The sequence below is a fragment of the Lewinella sp. LCG006 genome, assembly GCF_040784935.1.
Classification (GTDB): Bacteria; Bacteroidota; Bacteroidia; order Chitinophagales; family Saprospiraceae; genus Lewinella.
In genome coordinates this window covers 3,303,666-3,322,551 of the sequence record NZ_CP160680.1, presented here as the reverse complement: position 1 = coordinate 3,322,551, position 18,886 = coordinate 3,303,666, and the positions used below count along the sequence as shown (strand labels likewise).

Sequence of the window (18,886 nt, the reverse complement as noted above, 5' to 3'; positions counted from 1 at the left end):
CTTTTTCTTTCAAGCCAGATAATTATCGAAGAATTACTTCTTAGAAAATTTGGCAAATTTCTTATTGAACTTGTCGATACGACCAGCCGTATCTACAAACTTCATCTTACCCGTAAAAAACGGATGAGACTCACTAGAAATTTCCACTTTTACCAATGGGTATTCTTTGCCATCTTCCCACTCTACAGTATCTCTAGTAGGAGCGCAAGAGTGCGACAACCAAGATTTGTCAACCGAGATGTCACGGAAAACAACGAGGCGGTAATTATCGGGATGGATATCTTTCTTCATGGCGGTAATATTTCCTATTCAAATTCGGACGGCAAAGATAGCTTTATTTTTCGTAAAACCAATTACTAATCAATTATTTCCGTCTCGTTTTTTATTTTATGGTCTCACAAGCACCACCACTAATGGTAGAACCAAAGAAAATAGCGTTGGCCAGTAGCTTACTCGTTCCAAACCAAAAGGCGCGGAAGGCGGGCTCTTGCATCATAGAGATCGTTCGTCCACGACCTTTACCACTCACCAACACCGCCGCTGAACTTTCCAAAGCATCAAGGCTCTCGGGGTGTACATAACCACTCAAAAGTGGTTGCTTGGTAAACCGTACGGGGGTAGCGTAAGGATTGCTGCTCACTTCGTAAAACAAATTCCCCCGCTGAAAGACTGGGAAATCGGTTCGGGTAAAGCCGTAGAGCAAAGGATGCGTAAGATCTACTTCGGTATTAAAGATAGCCCCTCCCAACACCCGGCCACCTTCATCGCGGTCGAGTTTCCCATAAGGGCGTTGATCTCTTTTATCTCCCTCCACTTTGACGGGATTCAGCTGCGCCAGTCTGTTGGCAGCACACCAACGGTTGGCTGCTTTTTGAGCGATGAGCGTTCCTCCGGCGCTTACCCAATCCTGTAGTTTAGTGGTCTCGTTGCCACCAAATCGATAATTCCCGTTGGGGAGAATAATCACGTTGTAACGGCTCAAGTCGGCCCGCCCTAAATCTTCAGTCGTCAGTTTGGTTACCGGTATGTGGTAGCGCTGGTCCAACAAATGCCAATTGGTGCCTGCTTCGTAACTGGTGACACCATCGCCAACCAAAATGGCTACTTTGGGCATCTCCAGGGTATGGTATTCCCGGCTACCCAAGTCTGGCCCCGTTGAACTCAGGCCGGTATTTACAGGTACCATGCCCACGCCAGTGATGGCTACCCCCTCTTTCACGATACGATGAATTTCCTCCTCCGAGAGGTCCCCCTGGTTTACAACCGGTAGAATAACCGTTCCAGCTGGGTAGACATCCCCTCCTACGGTGGAAGCTGCTGTCGTAACTTTCAAGCGCAAGCCATGGTCCATCAAGTAGTAAGCTAAACGAGGGGCATAAAAATCATTCCAGGGCAGCATATAGGCGTAAGTACTACGAGCTGGTGCAGCGGGTGCTACTGAAGGCACCACAGTGAGGGCGTCACCTACCGAAGGCGTGCTATTGAGGCTGGCATAAGGCAGGTTGCAAGCCATGGGCAGTGTCCAGGTAGAAATATCGTAGAAGAGGCTGTCTTCAAACTCCAGGATAGGGTCAAAAACAGCTTTGATGAAGCGGTACTGATCCTGCTTTAAGGGCACTACATAAGCTTCACCTGCCCGAAAAGTCTTTCCATCAGCCGTAGCGTCTTTTTTTAACGGATGTACATCAATCTGGTGTGTCAGCAACATATCAATCAGGTGATTGGCCCGTCCGGGGTCGCCGTCGGTGCCAAAAACATACCCGTAGCGGCTCTCGGCCTGGGCTTCCTTGCGAGCACTTTGGTAGAAATCACGTTGGTAGGTAAGGATCTCCTTTTTCAGGCCCACCGTGGCCGCGTGGGTACTAAGTGCCGTGCGCACCTGATTGCGAATCGTGAAGGCGAAAGTGAGCAAGCCATTGTCACTTTCCTGCACGTGCCCTCGTGAGCTCGCTTGCTCAAAGAGGATACCAATACAGCCATTCACATCGGGGTAGGTCGAGCCCTTGCCGATGTAGTAATCATCGTAGCCTTCTTCCGAATAATAGAGCGATCCAATATCGTCCAGTGCTTTGGCGTGGTAGTTGCCGATAGCTCCCGTCAGCTGTTGATTCATTCCAGGGGTAAGTGGGTGTACCCGACTCGGTTCACCAGGCATGAAGAAGAAGGTAGAATTGGTGCCCATTTCGTGGTGGTCGGTCAGTACGTTAGGCTTCCATTCGTGGAAAGCCACCACTCGGCCGCGACCTTCCGGGTGCTGTACAGGTAGCCAGTCGCGGTTCAGATCAAACCAGTAGTGGTTGGTACGGCCACCGGGCCAGCTCTCATCGTATTCGCGATCGGCAGGGTCAGCCGTCAGGTTCAGGTTCTTGTGCATATTGGCCCAGGTACTGAAACGGGTAAATCCGTCGGGATTGTAGCAAGGGTCAAAAAGAATGATTGTATTGTCCAGTAGTGCTTCAATTTCCGGACCTTGGCCAGCAGCCAGATAGTAGGCGACCAAGGGCGCGGCATTGCCTCCGCTGGGTTCATTTCCATGAATGCTAAACCCTTGATACAAGACCAGGGGCGTCTGCTCGATATCCACCTTAGCAGAAAGGTCAGGATCACTCAGCGCAACATGCCGTTCTTTAAGCGTGGGCAACTGAGCGTGATTGGAGGCACTGGTAATCGTCAGGTACACCAAAGGCCGCTGCTCGTGCGTGCGTGCATATTCCGTAAGGGTAATCCGGGGCGAAGCCGCTGCCAACATCCGCATGTAAGCCAACTGCTGGTCGTGGCTGATGTGCCATTCTCCAATTTGCCAACCCAGAAACTCTTCTGGCGTCGGGATCGCAGGATCATAGGCAATATCCGGCAAGTAATAGGTCAGCGCTTGCTTTTGTGCCTGAGCACCAATAAACAATAAGCTACAAAATAAGAGTAGAAATAAGCGATTAGTCATATTAGTCTGATTCGTGTTTCCTGTAAAAATAACAAGAAACCCAGACTATCAGCCCTTGGTGGTTCAAAAACCGCACTAGTTAGAAAAATGCCGCAAAATCTAATCTAACACCTTTTCCAATACCTCCACTTCAAACGCCAGTAGCTGATACGGCGGCACGATCACCCGCCCCTTGCTCGTATTCAAGCCTTCGGCACCATAGCCCAGGTGGCTAGGCACCAACATCAATAGTTTACCCCCCACTTTTATATAGGGTAATCCCTCATTCCAGGCCGGAATCATATTTCCTACATAGAACGCCAGCGGCCGATCCTGCTTCCTCGAGTCGGCAAACACGGTGCCATCCAGCAAGTAGCCTTTGTAATGTACTTTCAGGTAATCGCCCCAGGCAATGGCCTCTCCATCCCCTTCTGCTTCGATATGGTAAAACAAGCCCGAGTCACTCACGCGTACATCCAGCAGGTTTTCAATGGCATAATCCACAATCTCATTTTGCTCCCGGGCGGTTCGGCTGGTATCCGTACTCAGGTAGGCCGACAAGCGTAGCAATAAGTCATCTTCATTGACGGGCGGGGGTGGCGGTGCTTGCTCCGTAGTGGGTGCCGGTTGGCCACAGCTTACCAATACACCCAGCAGTAGCAACATGATTAAACCTTTCATTTTCTATTTTTCTATAACAACCAGGCCATTCAGCAAGGCATCGCACTGCTCACGGTAGCTTTCGATCAAACTTTGCGAGGTAAATGTAACGTACTGTACAGTGCCCGCTACATCAGAGTAATAGTAACCGTAGTACGAAAACTTAATACCCTGTATCGTTCCGTTCATTTGCAGGTGCAGCATTTTTAGTCCATTCACTATTCGGTATTCTTCCTTTACCACCTGTAGGTCCGGTGCTGCTGCTTTGGCTTTACTCACTGCTATTTCGCGTAGATTTTCCAGGGGAATTTCCCATTGTTCGGAGATAATCATCGCGTAGAGATCACCCGATTTGAGGTGCAGCTCATACTCTGCCGCCGGATTTTCCCCCTCTTTCGAAAAAGTCCATTCCTTCGGATTCAGATAAAAGCCAAAATTGTTCTTGCTGCTCTTTAGCAAAAAAGTAGCCTTATCACTTTTTTCAAAAGTCGCAGGATTCATCAATATTTCTGCTTCGTCGGTCATCTCCAGATCATCATAACTCCAGGTACCGTCATCGTAGAGAGTCACTTCGTCACCGTTTTCTGTGACTGCTTTAATTTGCGCGTGGCTTAGGGTCAGTGAAAACATCAATAGCAGGGGTAAGAACAAATTCTTTATCATCGCTTAGGTATTTAATTTTCGTAAAAATACAGTAGTTTCTATTTTATTCTCTATCCTCAGCAGTCATCTTTCATTTTTTGGGCGCATCCCTCTCTTCTAGGCATCATTGTATTGATTCTGCTTTTTCACCAAAAGAACTCTACCTCCGAATGCCAAATTCAGGTAGTATCACCTAAGCAATCGGTGTTATTCTTGCTACTAGCACCATCAAAATGTGTCCCGCTGGAGGGACCGATCCACAGGATCGAGGGAGGAGAATCCCTTTGATTTAGTGCGGAACTAAACGCATTTAGAACCAATACAACGCTACCTAATACTTCTCCCCAGTAACGTCAGTAAAGTGAATCCTACCGAATTCAACACCCCATGGGTAGCATACATCCAGGGGATCGTCAGCCAAGGCCACTGCTGTGCAAAACGCCAGCCATAGAGCAGCGCCAACAGCAAGCCGCAAAAAAGTGCCACACTCCCCATCATTAACAGCAAACTCCTTGTTGTGAACTGCACCCTTCGGGCCTCCTGCCACTGTAGAAAAGCAACTCCCCAGCCTATCAATACCATGAGGGTCACAGCTGTCACCTCCAACCAGGCCGGACCTTCCAGCTGTGTGCTAGTGATCCCTACCGCCACACCTCCTACGCCAATAATGAGCCCTTTACTCAGTAAGCTTTGCCAGCGACTCTGGGGCAAAAAAGCCGTCATCAAGGCCAGTGCAAAACCCGCATAATGAAAATGAATAGCAGTGAGCAACACAATCAATGGATCAAAACCCAGCGGTTGCCATCCCAACCGTTCGGCAAACGCCCAGGCAGACGCTACTCCCAGAAAAACAATAGCCAGCAGTACCGCGAACGGCAATTTCTGATAATGCCTACCTAGCCACAATCCCAGGCCAGCCACCACCAACATCCACAGGCCAGCTAATGTAGCCGCTAGTGGGCCGGCAGGGAGGCAAAAAGCAGCTACCAGCGTCATTGCCGCAAAGGGCACAAACCGTATCAACAACAAGGGCTGTGCCAACCACTGCTTCGTCAGCAAGGCCAAGCCCCAAGGCACAAACAACACGGGGCCCGCCAGAAGTATCCAATACAAGTAAGCCGGTGCCCACTGTGCTTGAATAGGCAACAAAAGGATGCTACTGACAAACAGCACCAAGGCTGTCCAGGGCAGTTTTGGCCAGGTGCTTTTTGCCATCTTCACTTAGTTTTGATACGTTTTTGCATGACTACTAGCGTTGTTCTGCTGATCTCCTTGGCAAGCAAGCTGCATGCTCTTAGCCGCAGCACGCACAAACCGTCCTTGTTGCCAGCGTAAAAACCAGGGAAACAACCGTGCCCCCCAATAGTCGGGCTGACTGTAAGCCTTGAGTACAAACCAGCATTTGCCGTCCTCATCGCGTTCTACGCCAAAGTACTCCTCTCCACGCCCTACGTGGCCAGGTAGCGTACCATAAGCAAAACCATACGTGCTGTTGGTATTTAGAACATAGACAATTCGGCAAACATTCTTCCACCAAACGCCAAAAATACGAAAGCAAACCACCACCGAATTATCTACCTCAATGGGTGCCGCTACCGGAAATACGCTTGCCCAACCATTGTTGAATGGTTGCCACTGATCAATCGCCGTTTTGGCCAGTTGCCAACATGTAGCACCTTCCCCTAAGTAGAAACGATTGCGATGCTGGTGATAGCCTGGAGGAAAAACACCAGTACTGGCCCCTACTTCCTGATAAGAAAATGGCTGATGCTGAACGGCTGTCAGATAGGCCTGCAACTGGGTACTGCTTGGTTGACGAAGGTGGACACGCATAGGGTGCTGGAATTGATTTGGTGATAAAACACCTAATCTTTCAATTTGTTTTGAAACAAATGAAAGCACTTGTGGTTACCCCTGATCGTACTAGTGCGATCGTACGATCAGCACACCCCAATCGTACCAATACGATCATACGATCAAGCTCCCCCCTACCGCTTCACCACTTTCCGTACCACACGCTCACCACTCGGCAATTCTATCTCCAGCACATATAGCCCGGCCGACCACTTGCTGCTATCCAAGTGCTGCCCCGTGAAAACGCTCGGAATTACTTGTCCGTAACCATTATAGACCACTATTGTGCTTCCTGCGGGCAGTCCGTTCACTTGTAGTTGGGTGCTTACTGGATTGGGAAACACTTTTATTGCCTCAGCTTGTGCAGGAATATCGGTACTGGTAATTCCAGCGCCACAAAGATCGGTATCCGTACCGGCGGGATAATAAATAACCGCTTCGTGCGAAGCGTGGCAAAGACTTTGCGCTACACCATTTTCTGCAATAGCATTACGAAAGATGGGAAAAATCAAACTGGCACTAGGTCCCACCCCTTCGATAAAGGTGAGGGTTTCACAAATCAGGTCATTGCCTATTTGGCGATCAAAAACTACTTCGCGCAAGCCCACTGTTTCGGTTACACTCACCACCGTAGCTACATCGCCCGCTACCCCATCACACCAACGGGCATTCAAAATGATACTCTCCCCTACTTCCAGGCTAATATCATAAACCAAAAACTCTTGAGGATTAGTGGTGGTGCGGAAATAAATCTCCCCCGCTCCTGGGTCCTCCCGCAAGTAACCGATGAACATATCTGCTTCCAGGTTGCGCTTAAAAAACACCCGATTGTAGAGCTGGCCATTAATTTTCTCAAAGTTGGCGATCGTAACTTCTGCCGGGACGATTCCCTCAGAAGTTTCCAGTTCCGTTTTAAAAAACACTTCCCCATTGATCACCACCGGCAAGTAGTTTTGTGTAAAGGCTGGTGAGAAAATGAACAGCGCGGACAGAATAACAATGATGCGTTTCATAATTTGGGATTATTGACATTGAATTGAAATGACAAATTTACGACCAATGTCCACACAAACCATCCTTTCCAAGTAAAATATCCGACAATCCAACTTCCTTTATCCAAGAAAATTGTAGAAAAAAATACCTTTGCCCAACAGCTCATAGTGGCCAAATTATTGCATAAAAATACCATCTATGTTTACCCCTGCACACTTTCTCATCCGCTGCAAACTCCCCTTTATGCTTCCTTATGAGTCGGGCACAGAACTGGCTACCGCCCAAGCACTCGCTGTGGATCGTTTGCTATTGAGCGGAGCGATTTTACAGTACGCTGTCGCCGAAGAAGAAGGCTTGTGGTGGGCTATCCTGCCCGCTCAAACCGAATGGCATGCGCGCGAACTGGTGGCTAGCTTACCTTGGTGTGAAAGAGAGGAGCTGAAGGTTATTGAACTTAGTTTTTTCGCCTGCAACGAAACACAGGGGTTTTCGCTGAACTAAAGGTAGCGAAGCAGCTCGAATCCATCTACAGGCTTGGGACAAGGTCAACCTAAGTACTCTCATTAAGAAATTTTATATAAAAATCTATTTTTCATACAGAGGTGCATCGTTTTGCCTACATTTGAAGTTCACAACTGAGCGAGCGTGTTAAGTATTTTCCGAACCAATCAGCTCCTGGCTGGTATTCTGATTTTAGGGTATGTCCTCTTTTTGCATTTGCCTGATTTCTGGCAGAGTGCTACTCCCGTCCAAGCCATGCCGGGCCTGGGCAATACCTGGGTGACTTCCTGGTTAGACGGAGCTACGATGTTTACGCTTCCGCTGGTCATTGCGCTACTCTTTGTTCAAGCTTTGTTGGCGAACGGCATCATTTTCGCACACCGTATCACCAGTCCTCCCAACCTCTTCCCCGGGGTCTTTGTGGTGCTTTTGGGGTCCCTGCTTCCTGCTTTTCATGAGTATTCTGGCTACCTCTTCGCCAATGTTTTCCTCTTTTTATCCCTTCGATCCTACCTAAAAGCCTTTCGCATCAACAACGCTGCTGATCACATTTTCAATACGGGGTTCTGGATGGGAGTAGCAGCACTTTTTGTACCAACTTACCTCATTTTCCTTTTGGCCTATAGTGCCATGCTGCCTATTCTAAAATCAGGGAAGTTCAGAGACCAATTGATCTTATTCATCGGTGCACTCTTGCCTCTTTACCTCATTGGTATAGCCTATTACTGGTACGATATGCTTCCTGTTTTCTGGGAGCAACAATGGCGTGCTGCCTTTTCCTTGCCACAAACGATCACTTGGAGCAAAATCCCTTTTGTGACAAATGTGGTCATGATTGCACTGCTCGTCATCCTACTGTCGAGTCGCCGTCATTACCTCGCCAAAACCAAAATGGATGTTCAAATCAAGATAGACATTCTATATTGGCTACTTCTTGGTGCTGGTCTATCTATATGGTGGCTGATGCCTTGGAATATGCAGCAATGGCAGGCCTTGGTTCCTATAGCAGGTATACTACTGAGCTTCAATTTCACGAAAGCAAAATCTCAAACAGCAGAAGCCTGGCATCTGGTACTACTCATCCTTCTTTTTTATCTGAATTTTGCGTCCGTGCTTAAGCTGCCTTTATGGTAGATTTTATCTACTCTTGCGTCTCTTATTCAATTCACACGATAGATTGTAAGTATTATAAAATTTGGCGTAGTCGTTTTCCCAAGGTCCAATTGTGATGATGATGACATGATTCATGTGCTCGGTGAAATGGCCTTGATCTATTCAACAGCTTGCTTGCCAGCGCTGGTGTAGCTGTAGCTGTATAATAGCGTGTAATCAGGGTTTCTTAAAGCGATAGAACAACACCACACCAATACCTAGCACCAACAATCCGGCAATCGCCTGAACGGGACGTTCAACTAGGGTATTCAACAAAAACAGGGTGGTGATTAAAAGGTAAATACCTGGAATAACAGGGTACCCCCACGCCCGGTAGGGTCTACTCACGTCTGGAAGTCGTTTCCGAAAGATAAAAATACCTGCGGCAGCCAGTGCCATAAAGGCGATATCAATAAAGGTCACATAGGTAATCAGATCGTGAAACTGTCCCCAAAACAAGAGCAATAAAACCGCCCAAATAGCCTGTGCCAGCATCGCATTGGCGGGTGTTTGAAAACGCGGATGGACCTTGCCCAGTTCTTTAAAAAACACACCGTCGCGTGCCATAGCAAAATAGATTCGGGGGGCCGACATGGTGTAAATAGCGATTGTCCCAAACACAGAAACACCAATCAATAAAGCTACTGCTTTACCTCCGCCATCCATCACCGCTTCTAATGCATCACCGGCAACACGTTCGCTGCCAGCCAATTGTTCAATCGGCAATAGCCATAGATAAGCCAGGTTAGCCAAAACGTACATCAGTGTGACGATGCTGGCCCCGAACAACATGGCTAGCGGTACATTGCGCTGTGGATGCCTGGTTTCGCCCGCCAAATAAGTAGCGTGATGCCAACCCCCAAAAGACCACAAAACACCAATTAACGCCGTCAGTAATAGTTTCCCCCAATCATCAGGTAAGTTATGCTGCAAGGACCAAATAGGCTGGTGCGTCGTTTGATCGCGAAAAAGCGTCGCAATCAAAACGATCAGCAGCAAGGCCAGCAATTTTGTTGTCGTGAAAATGTTGATGATCCATTGACTGGTGTTGATTCCCCGAATATTCAGCAAGGTGAGCCCTAAAATGGTGCCCGCTGCAATAAAAATTTGCGCGGCCTCGCTTAAAGGCACAAAAAAAGTAAGGTATTTGGCAAAGATTAGTGCTAATGCCGCCAATGACCCCGTATTCACCACCAGTAAAGTCACCCAACCATAGAGAAAAGCGGTAAGCTCTCCATAGGCTTCGCGTAGATAAACATAAATACCTCCCGCTTTCGGGAAAATCCCTCCAAGTTCAGCAAAAGTCAGCGCCCCTGTTAGTGTCACCAGGCCTCCAACAACCCAGATGACAACCACCCAACCCGCGTGCGGAAAATCAGCAGCAATCTTACCAGGTGTGGCAAAAATACCAGCCCCGATACAACTGCCGACGGCAATCATCGTAAGGCCGTAGAGGGTTAGGCGGCGTTGCAACTGACTCATAGCTAGATATGTGGTGATTTTCCAGCTAGTAAGATAACTTTTTTTACGAATATTCTCCCCCGTTATACTTTCACCACTTTCAAGTAATGAACTTGTAGATCATTGATTTTTAATGCAACGAAATAATGCCCACTAGGCAAGGCACTATCTGGCTGCCAGGTAGCATAATACTTTTCCGGCAGCTTCTCACTATCTTCCAGTACCGCTACTTGTCGGCCTACCAAATCAAAGACAACCAGACCTACCTTGGCTCTTTTGAAGACACCGTAATGAATCGTCAACTCCGACGTAAAGGGGTTGGGCGACACTTGGTAAACCATCCCCTTGCTCAGGTGCAAATCGTTGGTGCCCACTGCTATGCCCTCGCCATTGATCACAATATCAAAGGTTCCTTCCAGTACCCCATTGGCATTTTCTGTCAAGGAGATGATCCGATTACTCGCATCATAAGTACCTGAGGTGATCGAAGCCGCAGCGTCGCCAGGGATACTATCATCCCCCGCAAAGTAAAGTTGGGTGATCAATTGAGGAAAGCCTGGAGGGGTAATCTTGTAGTGAATATGTGAAGGGCGAAAGCTGTTCCCGTTGAGGTATTTACCTGGCTTAATGGTTTCAAACAGGTAAAAGCCCTGCTCGTTGGTAAGGGTAAATCCTCTTAGTTTATAACCATTGTTATCATAAGCGCCATCGTTATCCGCATGCCAAACATCCACCACCGTATTGGGAATAAACTCCGAGCAACTCAGATTGAGCACTCGCCCGCTGATGATCATCCGCTCGCCTGGTTCATCACTTTCGGCCAGCTGATTGCCCTCCAACATGGGCGGATTCTCGGTGTAAAAAGGGCCTTCACCATAATAGTCAAGTGTCGTCCGATCACAGGTAATTAAGGAAGTAGGCTGCCCTGCGGCTGCTTCGGCCTTGGCCGAGCTTCCTAAACCCAAACCTAGGGTTGCCAGAGCAGTATTCTTGAGGAAGGTTCTTCTGTCTTTGGTCATGTTGATGCGTATTGCTAATGTTTAAAATTGATAACTCAAGCCCAGTTGCACTCGTCGCCGCAAAGGCCAGCGAAAAGTACCACTACGATCTAGCGAAAAGTATTGTTGAAAACCACCGTGCAGGCGGTAAGTATTGGTCAAAGGATAGCTTAAGTCTGCTCCTAAGGTAAAGTCCGACAAGGCCAACTTGGTATCCGGGAGTACCGCAATTACCGTCACTGGCTGGTAGATACCCTCATAGTCATAAACAGCATTGATCTTGCTGTCTTTGTTCCATTGTAAGCCCGTATTGAGCGAAAGCCCTATTTTTTTCAGCTGGGGCAAATGGTAAGCGACCTGAACATCCAGGCTTTGGTTGCGATAACGAAGCTGCGTGGCCGTCGGAAGATCCCCCTCCTGAGGTGCATCAATAATTGGAACACGGTAGGTGCGGGGGTCGCCCATGATTGTCCTTTCGGCATTTCCTACACCATACTCCAGGCTGGCTTGCCAATGAGGCAAAAAAATCATTGCAAGCATTCCATAATAAGGCAAATTTGGATAATCGACCATCACCTTTCCTGAATTGATAAAATCCCGTTGTATGCCAAGGCCTAGTATCCATCTTGAAGCGGAAGCTACCTCAACCTGTAGCGGCTGCTCATAATGAACTTCCATCAAAACAGGTGTACTTTTTTTCGTAATACTGGTCAGCTCCTCTAAAGGCAACATGGCTATATTCCTGACAACAAGAACCTTGCGAGCTTCCAAAACAGAAAACACAGGCATTTCCTTCCGATCAACACCAGTGGATGAAGGTGAAGACTCCACGTCTTCGTCTTCCGCTACAACAGTGGCACCTACCTGCTTGTACTGAACGTCCCTCGTGGTCTTTGCTCCGGCCTGTGGCGCAGTGATAGGCGCTACCGGAAGACTTGTAGCCGAAGGCTGTAGCTTCCTTGCTGGCTCAATTAGTTCTATGGTTCCTTTAGCAACATCCGAGCGCACTTCCGGCGCTAGAGCAGCGCCCGAGCGGGTAGTGGCAATCGGAATTTTAAACGCGCCGATAGCTGGTTGCGAGCCAATATTCTTTGGTAAAAACAACAGGCACAACAGAACAACACCTATGCCCGCCCCTAAAAACCACCACCATACTGGCTTACGCCTGGTAGGCCGCGCCAAGCGTGCAGCAACAACCTCCCACTGTTCTTCTGCAGTGCTGTAGGCCGCCGTTTTTTCAAGCCCCGTTTTAAATAAGTGATCTAATTCTCTATTTTCCATATTCGGTGACTTGACGATTATGCAATGCAACCAGTGCCTGAAGTTTCTTCCTGGCTTTCGCCAAATTAGACTTGGAGGTACCACGACTGATCCCCAACTGTTCGGCAATTTCTTCGTGATTGTAGCCTTCGATCACGTGTAGTACAAAAACCATGCGGTATTGAGGAGGCAGCTGCCGGACGAGCTGAAGCAGGTATTCCCGATCCAGCTCGTCGGCGCCAGCGTTGCGAATATCCCCCTGAACGGGTGGCGCAGTTTGTAGTCTTTGGCGAGTTTGCTGCTTGCGGTAATAATCAATGCCACAGTTGATGATGATGCGCCGCAACCACAATTGAAACGGTACTTCCGGCCGGTAGCGGTGAATATTTTCCAGCATCTTATAAAACCCGTCGTTCGCAATCTCTTCCGTCTCCTGTAGATGCTGACCATAACGCGCAGCCACTGACATCCCGAAATGGTACATTTGCAGGAACAGCCGTTTTTGGCATTGAGCATCACCCTGGCGGCAACCCTCAATCAGCAATGCGAGTTCTTGGTCATTCAAACTAACGAGGCCTCTTTGTTATTGAATAAGTCCGCGGAATGAAGCCTGCTGCACAGCATAGAAAGAATAAAAGCCACAACTCATGACTTTCAGCTCTACCGCAAAAGTTCCTCCTACCACAATGGCATCCTCTTCAGCAAGATAGCTAACCTCTGTGAGATCAAGGTTTTCGTAAGGAAAATAGAAACCATTACTGGAAAGCACCATTTCTCCCCAGCCATTAAGAAGCTCCTGAGGCTGAGGCAGCGTGAGCAACATCTGGCTGACGTTGTAGCCGCCAAATAAGCTATTATTGCCAAAATTTTCCGTTGCGAGTCGATGGGCCAAGACTTCCTTATCGAGGTAAGTATAAGTACCATCAGCATTTTGCTCCAAATTGTCCCGAGCTTCCGTAAGGACAAACTCAAGATCAAAAAGATCTTCCGGGAAAGTAGAATTAGGCGACTGAACGAAGCGAATATTCCCTACGATAGCGATAGAGTCGGAAGAAAGACCATAGGTATTGGCAAAATAGAGGTAGCGATCTTCCAGCGCCAAGTCTTTGAACGTAAAGGCGAAATCCAAATCCTGGTCGGCATTGACATGCGTGGTATCTTGCTCATCGGGATTTGTGTAAAGGATATCGCTGATATCCAGCTCCAGGTAGTAGTTGGCCAATTGGACCTCTTCAACATCCTGCGCTTCGTGGAGGATGGAATTCTGGCAGGCCGTAGCCGTGCAAAGGAGTAAGGCAAAGCATACTATTCTATTCATGATTTTGCTTTTACTTACTACACGGAGGCGGAGGCCGAGGGGTTGCCTGAGGGGCTAATTTATTTCATTTCTTTTGTCAATAATTTTGGCCAAAGCCGGTATTTCCTCTCCTAATCAATCCTGCAATTTTGCTCCATAACTCAAATCTCCCGCATCTCCCAGACCGGGTACGATGTAGCTTTTTGCGGTAAGCTCTTCATCGAGCGCAGCCATCCAAATGTGAGCATCGGGAAATTTGCGCTGGAGGTACTCTAATCCCAGGCGCGCGCCAATAGCGACAACAAAATGGATGGCACTGGGCTTGCCGTAAGTCAGCAAAGCCTGGGTAGCCAACACCATACTAGCCCCGGTAGCCAGCATCGGGTCACAGATGATCAGCACTTTGTTTTCCAGATCAGGGCAACTGAGGTATTCTACTTCAATCTCGAAGGTGCCATCTTTATGATGTTTACGATAGGCCGAAACGAAAGCATTTCCAGCATCATCAAAGACATTGAGTAAGCCCTGGTGCAAAGGCAGGCCGGCACGCAAAATCGTTGCCAGTACGAGTTCTTCTGCTGGCATTTCTACAGGGGCTTGCCCCAGCGGCGTCTCCACTGAATATTCTACATAATTGAGCTCCTTGCTCAGTTCGTATCCGATACATTCCCCCAACCTTTCCATGTTCCGGCGAAAGCGCATACGGTCTGCTTGCACATGGATGTCTCTCAATTGGGCAACGTACTGATTGGCAATAGAAGGAGTATCACTCAGTAGGTGGAGCATATCGTTTATTTGTTTTGGTTAAAGATAATAGCTTGTGGGGATATTCAGACCAAGCGGAGCATCTTTTGTCTCACTCCCCTTTTCTAAAAAGACCTTCATAAACTTCCCACCAGCCCTCCCAGCCGTGGAGCGCCGAAAAACTGCTGTTGTGCCATAGGGTACAAAAAGGCTGTTCTTCCTTTTGGCAATAGGATTGCAAACGGTCCAATTCGGTAGTCGCTTCCTGGGCAGTAAGGCCTTGATATTGTTTCAGCGTTACATCCATCACGGCAAAGGGATGTATCCACAACTCCGTTACTTCTTCACGCTCCAGATCGTACCAGCGAAAAGGTACCGCCGTGCCAGCCCGGTAGCCGGGTGCAGCAGCAAACCCCATAGAATAATCATGCCGAATACCCGCCGCCAGTAAGGCCCGGTAAGTATCAGGCAGGCGGAGGCGCAGAAAATGCTGTCTGCTGTGTGTTATAGCTGAACCAACAATCTCTTCCAGTCGATTTTTATTTTGCTCAATGATGTCAGCCGACACCCAACTGTGATAAGAGGGATGGATACCAAGTTCGCTCCACTCACTCACCTCCTGGATGAGCTTTTGGTATGGTGCTAATTTCCAGGAGGGGTTGGTATCTTCGCGCGTGCTATCGGCAAGTAGCCAGAAAATACAGGGTCTAACGCCTGTTGCTGCGTGTAATTTCCGCAAAGGTGAAAAGATAAAAAAAGGATCCTCCTGACCTTGAAATTGTACCCGCCAGCGTGCTTGCACCTGAGGCCAATCCCTGTTAATCACATCCAATCCCAATCTGCCCCAACCTCGGAGGCCGCGATGGCGATAGGCCCACGGCAGGTCGATATCGTAGGTTGGCGCAAAGGTATACCCCGAAGGACGGGGTTGCCAGCGTGGATATTTGCGCTGGATGGCCGCTCCCAACAATTTCGCCCATTCCCAAAGGATAGGGTATTGAAGGCAACCATTGCGATGCGCCCAGGATATTTGGGCGAGATAGCGACCGTGCTGGTCTGGTTCAAAAGGAAGGTATTCTTCGTACCGGCTAAGGATATAAAAAGCAGCCGAAAAAACATCGAAAGGCAGATCATACCCCGGCCCCGCAGCAAAAAAAGCGGGCAAATCACCTGCCAAAAAAGAGGCCACAAGCTGCTCCTTCACCCCCTGCTCGTAGAGAAGCCCATGAGGCTTCATCCGCACTTCTCCAGCAACGATCTCCTTTGTAGAATAGCAACAGCGGATGCCATTAAAATTTTTATATTCAGATACCTCAGAGGTTACCCTTACTTTTACCCCCAGTAGTTCGGTAAAAAGATAATCCACAATATAACCCAGCCTAGGAGTAGGCTTCTCACAATAGCATATTGCCTCCATATCGTCTAGTATTGCGCCAAAAATGCCATCGACATCCCTGTGGGTAAGTTGAGCTGTCTTTGAAGTTTTTCAACAGTAAGCCCAATTTTAAGCATTTACCCCCCAAAAGAGAAGGCGTTGGATTTAATTTTATAAAAATTGTTTACATTAGAGCCTGTAGGATTTGTAGTACTCGCTTACGCATAAAATACATTTTGCTTAACGGTACGCCCTATTCCATCCCCGTTTAACAGATTTTGCAAAATTACTGCGCATGGCAACTAAACCTCCCACCTCCCTTTCTGAATTGATGACCATAAGGGATATTCTGATGGGTGAGATCATACACGAATACAACGAACGCTTTGAAAAAGTGGAAGCGGATCTGCAGGCACAACGTGAAGCACTGAGTGCCAAGGAAGCCGCACTCGACGAACGAATCAAAGCGCTTGATGCATTGCTACAGCAAAAAAGTACCGACCTGGCCACTCATTTCAAAGACAAAATGGAGGAAGACCGTCAGTCGTTGAGCGCGCTGTTCCTCTCTCTTGGACAGGAACTCAAACGCTAATCAGCATATCGCATAATGGGTACAGCAGGATCAACTCAGGACAGTATTCTTTTGGATCGCCTTCGGGATGCGCTCCTCCGCAAAGACCGTGAGTCGGTAGCGGAAGTAAAGCACATTGTGGAGAGCCAGGAAGAATTGTCTAAGCGGATCAACCCCATCATTGCGGAGCACATGAAAGAACTGGAAGAAAATTTTCCAGATGCTTACGTGGAGGTGGTACAAAAGATAATCGACCAGCGCATGCGGCAAAAGCAGGATGAACTCATCAACATCTTGTATCCGCGCCTGGGTTTATTGATCAAAAAGTACATCAACAACGAGTTACGCTTATTGCGTGAGCGCATTGATCAGATGCGCAAGGAGTCCTTTTCCTATTTACGTTTTTGGAAGCGCAAAACCACGGATGAGCTCATCGTTGCCCTGCAGCCCTCCATCGTTGAAGAAGTCTACATCATCAGCCATGAGTCGGGGCTCTTACTCGGTAGCGCTTCTTCTACCGAGACGGCGGACAAAGATATGATCGCAGGTATGCTAACAGCGATCAAAGCTTTTGTGGAAGATGCCTTCAATCGGACCGACGAAGAACTTCGGGGGATTCAATATGGTAGTTACGAAATAATGATTCATAATTTTTTTAATTACTACATTGCGCTGGCCATCGCAGGCACAATCAGCGAACAAGAACGCGATGAGTTGGCAGAAAAAATACTAGTATTTGCGGCCCGTGAATTGAACCACGATCTGCAACAACCCGAACCTGCTTTTTACGCCCGAATACAAAAAGAATTAGATGCATATTTTATTAAACCCTACAAAGCACTACCGCAATGATCACTAAAAAAATTGTCATTACCGGGCATTTTGGGGTAGGCAAAACCTCTCTCTTTAACCGCTTTATCACCAATACTTTTAACGAAAAGTACCTCACAACCATTGGTGTTCGGGTAGATAAAAAAAGTGTTACCATTGATGGTGAGGAAGTCTCTTTAGTTATCTGGGATTTGGCCGGAGAAGTGTCCCAGGAAAAAGTGCCTCGCTCTTACTTTTTAGGGTCTAGTGCTATCATTTATGTTTTTGATCTGAGCCGACCCGCTACTTTTAGTCGCTTGGAAGATGACCTCGTTTACATCAACTCGGTTTTGCCCAATGTTTTGATCCGGAAGGTTGGTAACAAGAAAGACCTTGTTTCCGACCAGACTCTCAAGGAAATCTATTCCCAAACCCAGCCCCATATTTTCACCAGCGCCAGAACGGGGGAAAATGTCGAAGATCTTTTCGAAGGCATTGCTCGTGCTTTACTGAGCCCTTTTAGCAAGTAGTGGTAAAACAAGGGCCCCCAAAGCGTCCAATTTCCGTCATTTATTGCAAGTTCTGCACAACAGCAAGAACAATTCGTTAGTAAGACTCATTATTTTAATGTAAATTACTTTGGAATTTGTTGGATTTAGAAACAGCTGTTGGTCAATATGAAATATTTCTTCTCCTTACTCTTCAGCCTCAGTGCGTGCTATGTCATTGCTCAGCAATCTTTACCTGCCGGGCAAAACTACTACAATGATGGCAACGCCGGAATTGTCTACAACAAGGAGTTGAGCTTCGACTTCCGTCTGATTACGCCCCGTTCTTTTGGTTTCGGGGTAAATATAGGTCAGCTCAAAAGTTACGACCGTACCCGTTTCTATAATTTCGAATTCGGTGATATTCGCCATCCGCAGGAGGATCGCCAGAGTTTTGATTTCCAATTCGGTCCCTCCAACCGCGTTTCTCGTTCCTTCATTTACGCCAAACAGAATAGTGCTTTCGTACTAAGAGCAGGCATGGGCGAAAAACGTTATTTTTCAGAAAAAGCCAAAACCCGTGGTCTCGCTGTTGGAATGAGCTACCAGTTGGGAGCTAATCTTGCCTTGATCAAACCCTACTACCTGGAAGTACTCCGTTCCCGCGACCCTGGCTCGGGATCAAACCAATTCTACGTCAACGAAGAACGCTACAGCCCCGACAACGACAATATTTTTCTAGACCTTAGCCGCATTGTGGGCGCAGCCTCCTTTTCTAAAGGATTGAATGAATTAACGATTATGCCTGGCATCCACGCCAAGGCAGCTGCACACTTCGACTGGGGGGCATTCGATGAGCTCGTGAAAGCTTTTGAAGCAGGTATACAACTGGATGTCTATTTTAAGGACGTACCCATCATGGTAGAAAGCCCTACCGTGCCTCATCTTGAGAACAGTCCAATTTTCCTGAATCTTTACCTGAATCTACAACTCGGCAAACGTTGGTAAGTGAGCGCATAAACATAAGATCATCCAATTTAGGTTTAACACAGGTGTAAAGTGTCATAAACTTCCGACCTGCGTCGACACAAAACGGGCCAAAGCATCAACTATTTGCCGCTTCCTGCGTATTTAAGAACAGATATACTAGCATCAGGTGC

Annotated in this window: 20 protein-coding genes; 6 read left to right on the top strand and 14 right to left on the bottom strand. The window is 47.8% G+C overall.

Annotation, left to right across the window (positions count from 1 at the left end; genetic code table 11):
* Window positions 1-33: 33 nt before the first annotated feature.
* The 7 genes from AB0L18_RS11960 to AB0L18_RS11930 form a co-directional block, all read right to left on the bottom strand.
* Window positions 34-291: a type B 50S ribosomal protein L31 gene (locus AB0L18_RS11960; protein ID WP_367392823.1), complete on the bottom strand. Its 258-nt coding sequence runs from the start codon at window positions 289-291 to the stop codon at window positions 34-36.
* A gap of 91 nt (window positions 292-382) precedes the next feature.
* On the bottom strand, window positions 383-2,941 hold the full coding sequence (locus AB0L18_RS11955) for a M14 family metallopeptidase (protein WP_367392822.1): 2,559 nt from the start codon (window positions 2,939-2,941) through the stop codon (window positions 383-385).
* 99 nt (window positions 2,942-3,040) lie between these two features.
* Window positions 3,041-3,601 carry an FKBP-type peptidyl-prolyl cis-trans isomerase gene (locus AB0L18_RS11950; protein WP_367392821.1) on the bottom strand — a complete coding sequence of 187 codons (561 nt, stop codon included), beginning with the start codon at window positions 3,599-3,601 and terminating at the stop codon, window positions 3,041-3,043.
* Between the two features lie 3 nt (window positions 3,602-3,604).
* On the bottom strand, window positions 3,605-4,243 hold the full coding sequence (locus AB0L18_RS11945; RefSeq protein ID WP_367392820.1) for a hypothetical protein: 639 nt from the start codon (window positions 4,241-4,243) through the stop codon (window positions 3,605-3,607).
* Between the two features lie 306 nt (window positions 4,244-4,549).
* Window positions 4,550-5,437, bottom strand: coding sequence for a YndJ family transporter (locus tag AB0L18_RS11940; RefSeq protein WP_367392819.1), 888 nt, complete (start codon window positions 5,435-5,437; stop codon window positions 4,550-4,552).
* A gap of 6 nt (window positions 5,438-5,443) precedes the next feature.
* Window positions 5,444-6,055 carry a DUF1990 family protein gene (locus AB0L18_RS11935; protein ID WP_367392818.1) on the bottom strand — a complete coding sequence of 204 codons (612 nt, stop codon included), beginning with the start codon at window positions 6,053-6,055 and terminating at the stop codon, window positions 5,444-5,446.
* A 155-nt stretch (window positions 6,056-6,210) separates the two neighbouring features.
* Window positions 6,211-7,089 (bottom strand): T9SS type A sorting domain-containing protein, encoded by an 879-nt coding sequence (locus AB0L18_RS11930; protein WP_367392817.1) that lies wholly within the window; start codon window positions 7,087-7,089, stop codon window positions 6,211-6,213.
* Between the two features lie 178 nt (window positions 7,090-7,267).
* Here AB0L18_RS11930 and AB0L18_RS11925 point away from each other — a divergent pair, with 178 nt between their 5' ends.
* On the top strand, window positions 7,268-7,570 hold the full coding sequence (locus AB0L18_RS11925; RefSeq protein ID WP_367392816.1) for a hypothetical protein: 303 nt from the start codon (window positions 7,268-7,270) through the stop codon (window positions 7,568-7,570).
* 144 nt (window positions 7,571-7,714) lie between these two features.
* Window positions 7,715-8,704: a hypothetical protein gene (locus AB0L18_RS11920; RefSeq protein WP_367392815.1), complete on the top strand. Its 990-nt coding sequence runs from the start codon at window positions 7,715-7,717 to the stop codon at window positions 8,702-8,704.
* 195 nt (window positions 8,705-8,899) lie between these two features.
* Here AB0L18_RS11920 and AB0L18_RS11915 read toward each other — a convergent pair whose 3' ends face one another.
* From AB0L18_RS11915 to AB0L18_RS11885, 7 genes are all read right to left on the bottom strand, one after another.
* Window positions 8,900-10,204: an APC family permease gene (locus tag AB0L18_RS11915; protein WP_367392814.1), complete on the bottom strand. Its 1,305-nt coding sequence runs from the start codon at window positions 10,202-10,204 to the stop codon at window positions 8,900-8,902.
* Between the two features lie 62 nt (window positions 10,205-10,266).
* Window positions 10,267-11,202 (bottom strand): T9SS type A sorting domain-containing protein, encoded by a 936-nt coding sequence (locus AB0L18_RS11910; protein WP_367392813.1) that lies wholly within the window; start codon window positions 11,200-11,202, stop codon window positions 10,267-10,269.
* Window positions 11,203-11,223: 21 nt separating this feature from the next.
* Window positions 11,224-12,462, bottom strand: a complete 1,239-nt coding sequence (locus tag AB0L18_RS11905) for a hypothetical protein (RefSeq protein WP_367392812.1) — start codon at window positions 12,460-12,462, stop codon at window positions 11,224-11,226.
* The gene (locus tag AB0L18_RS11900; RefSeq protein ID WP_367392811.1) at window positions 12,452-13,006 is read right to left on the bottom strand and encodes an RNA polymerase sigma factor; all 555 of its coding nucleotides are present in this window, start codon (window positions 13,004-13,006) and stop codon (window positions 12,452-12,454) included. Before AB0L18_RS11900 ends, AB0L18_RS11905 begins: the two co-directional genes overlap by 11 nt.
* Before the next feature lie 18 nt (window positions 13,007-13,024).
* Entirely contained in the window at window positions 13,025-13,759 is a 735-nt protein-coding gene (locus tag AB0L18_RS11895) for a hypothetical protein (protein WP_367392810.1), read from the bottom strand.
* A gap of 114 nt (window positions 13,760-13,873) precedes the next feature.
* Entirely contained in the window at window positions 13,874-14,524 is a 651-nt protein-coding gene (gene upp, locus AB0L18_RS11890) for a uracil phosphoribosyltransferase (protein WP_367392809.1), read from the bottom strand.
* Window positions 14,525-14,594: 70 nt separating this feature from the next.
* The gene (locus AB0L18_RS11885; RefSeq protein ID WP_367392808.1) at window positions 14,595-15,899 is read right to left on the bottom strand and encodes a polysaccharide deacetylase family protein; all 1,305 of its coding nucleotides are present in this window, start codon (window positions 15,897-15,899) and stop codon (window positions 14,595-14,597) included.
* 253 nt (window positions 15,900-16,152) lie between these two features.
* Between AB0L18_RS11885 and AB0L18_RS11880 the strand changes: the two genes are divergently transcribed.
* From AB0L18_RS11880 to AB0L18_RS11865, 4 genes are all read left to right on the top strand, one after another.
* Window positions 16,153-16,449, top strand: a complete 297-nt coding sequence (locus AB0L18_RS11880) for a hypothetical protein (protein WP_367392807.1) — start codon at window positions 16,153-16,155, stop codon at window positions 16,447-16,449.
* A gap of 15 nt (window positions 16,450-16,464) precedes the next feature.
* On the top strand, window positions 16,465-17,280 hold the full coding sequence (locus AB0L18_RS11875; protein WP_367392806.1) for a hypothetical protein: 816 nt from the start codon (window positions 16,465-16,467) through the stop codon (window positions 17,278-17,280).
* Window positions 17,277-17,768: a Rab family GTPase gene (locus AB0L18_RS11870; protein WP_367392805.1), complete on the top strand. Its 492-nt coding sequence runs from the start codon at window positions 17,277-17,279 to the stop codon at window positions 17,766-17,768. Before AB0L18_RS11875 ends, AB0L18_RS11870 begins: the two co-directional genes overlap by 4 nt.
* Window positions 17,769-17,915: 147 nt before the next feature.
* Window positions 17,916-18,734 carry a hypothetical protein gene (locus AB0L18_RS11865; protein WP_367392804.1) on the top strand — a complete coding sequence of 273 codons (819 nt, stop codon included), beginning with the start codon at window positions 17,916-17,918 and terminating at the stop codon, window positions 18,732-18,734.
* The last annotated feature ends 152 nt before the right edge of the window (window positions 18,735-18,886 follow it).

Excerpts from the sequence above, each read along its gene's own strand:
- AB0L18_RS11870 (WP_367392805.1), top strand. The coding sequence starts at position 17,277 with ATGATCACTAAAAAAATTGTCATTACCGGGCATTTTGGGGTAGGCAAA.
- AB0L18_RS11865 (WP_367392804.1), top strand. The coding sequence starts at position 17,916 with ATGAAATATTTCTTCTCCTTACTCTTCAGCCTCAGTGCGTGCTATGTC.
- AB0L18_RS11925 (WP_367392816.1), top strand. The coding sequence starts at position 7,268 with ATGTTTACCCCTGCACACTTTCTCATCCGCTGCAAACTCCCCTTTATG.
- AB0L18_RS11880 (WP_367392807.1), top strand. The coding sequence starts at position 16,153 with ATGGCAACTAAACCTCCCACCTCCCTTTCTGAATTGATGACCATAAGG.
- AB0L18_RS11895 (WP_367392810.1), bottom strand. The coding sequence starts at position 13,759 with ATGAATAGAATAGTATGCTTTGCCTTACTCCTTTGCACGGCTACGGCC.
- AB0L18_RS11915 (WP_367392814.1), bottom strand. The coding sequence starts at position 10,204 with ATGAGTCAGTTGCAACGCCGCCTAACCCTCTACGGCCTTACGATGATT.
- AB0L18_RS11935 (WP_367392818.1), bottom strand. The coding sequence starts at position 6,055 with ATGCGTGTCCACCTTCGTCAACCAAGCAGTACCCAGTTGCAGGCCTAT.
- AB0L18_RS11885 (WP_367392808.1), bottom strand. The coding sequence starts at position 15,899 with ATGGAGGCAATATGCTATTGTGAGAAGCCTACTCCTAGGCTGGGTTAT.
- AB0L18_RS11955 (WP_367392822.1), bottom strand. The coding sequence starts at position 2,941 with ATGACTAATCGCTTATTTCTACTCTTATTTTGTAGCTTATTGTTTATT.
- upp (WP_367392809.1), bottom strand. The coding sequence starts at position 14,524 with ATGCTCCACCTACTGAGTGATACTCCTTCTATTGCCAATCAGTACGTT.
- AB0L18_RS11950 (WP_367392821.1), bottom strand. The coding sequence starts at position 3,601 with ATGAAAGGTTTAATCATGTTGCTACTGCTGGGTGTATTGGTAAGCTGT.
- AB0L18_RS11930 (WP_367392817.1), bottom strand. The coding sequence starts at position 7,089 with ATGAAACGCATCATTGTTATTCTGTCCGCGCTGTTCATTTTCTCACCA.
- AB0L18_RS11875 (WP_367392806.1), top strand. The coding sequence starts at position 16,465 with ATGGGTACAGCAGGATCAACTCAGGACAGTATTCTTTTGGATCGCCTT.
- AB0L18_RS11910 (WP_367392813.1), bottom strand. The coding sequence starts at position 11,202 with ATGACCAAAGACAGAAGAACCTTCCTCAAGAATACTGCTCTGGCAACC.
- AB0L18_RS11945 (WP_367392820.1), bottom strand. The coding sequence starts at position 4,243 with ATGATAAAGAATTTGTTCTTACCCCTGCTATTGATGTTTTCACTGACC.
- AB0L18_RS11905 (WP_367392812.1), bottom strand. The coding sequence starts at position 12,462 with ATGGAAAATAGAGAATTAGATCACTTATTTAAAACGGGGCTTGAAAAA.
- AB0L18_RS11940 (WP_367392819.1), bottom strand. The coding sequence starts at position 5,437 with ATGGCAAAAAGCACCTGGCCAAAACTGCCCTGGACAGCCTTGGTGCTG.
- AB0L18_RS11960 (WP_367392823.1), bottom strand. The coding sequence starts at position 291 with ATGAAGAAAGATATCCATCCCGATAATTACCGCCTCGTTGTTTTCCGT.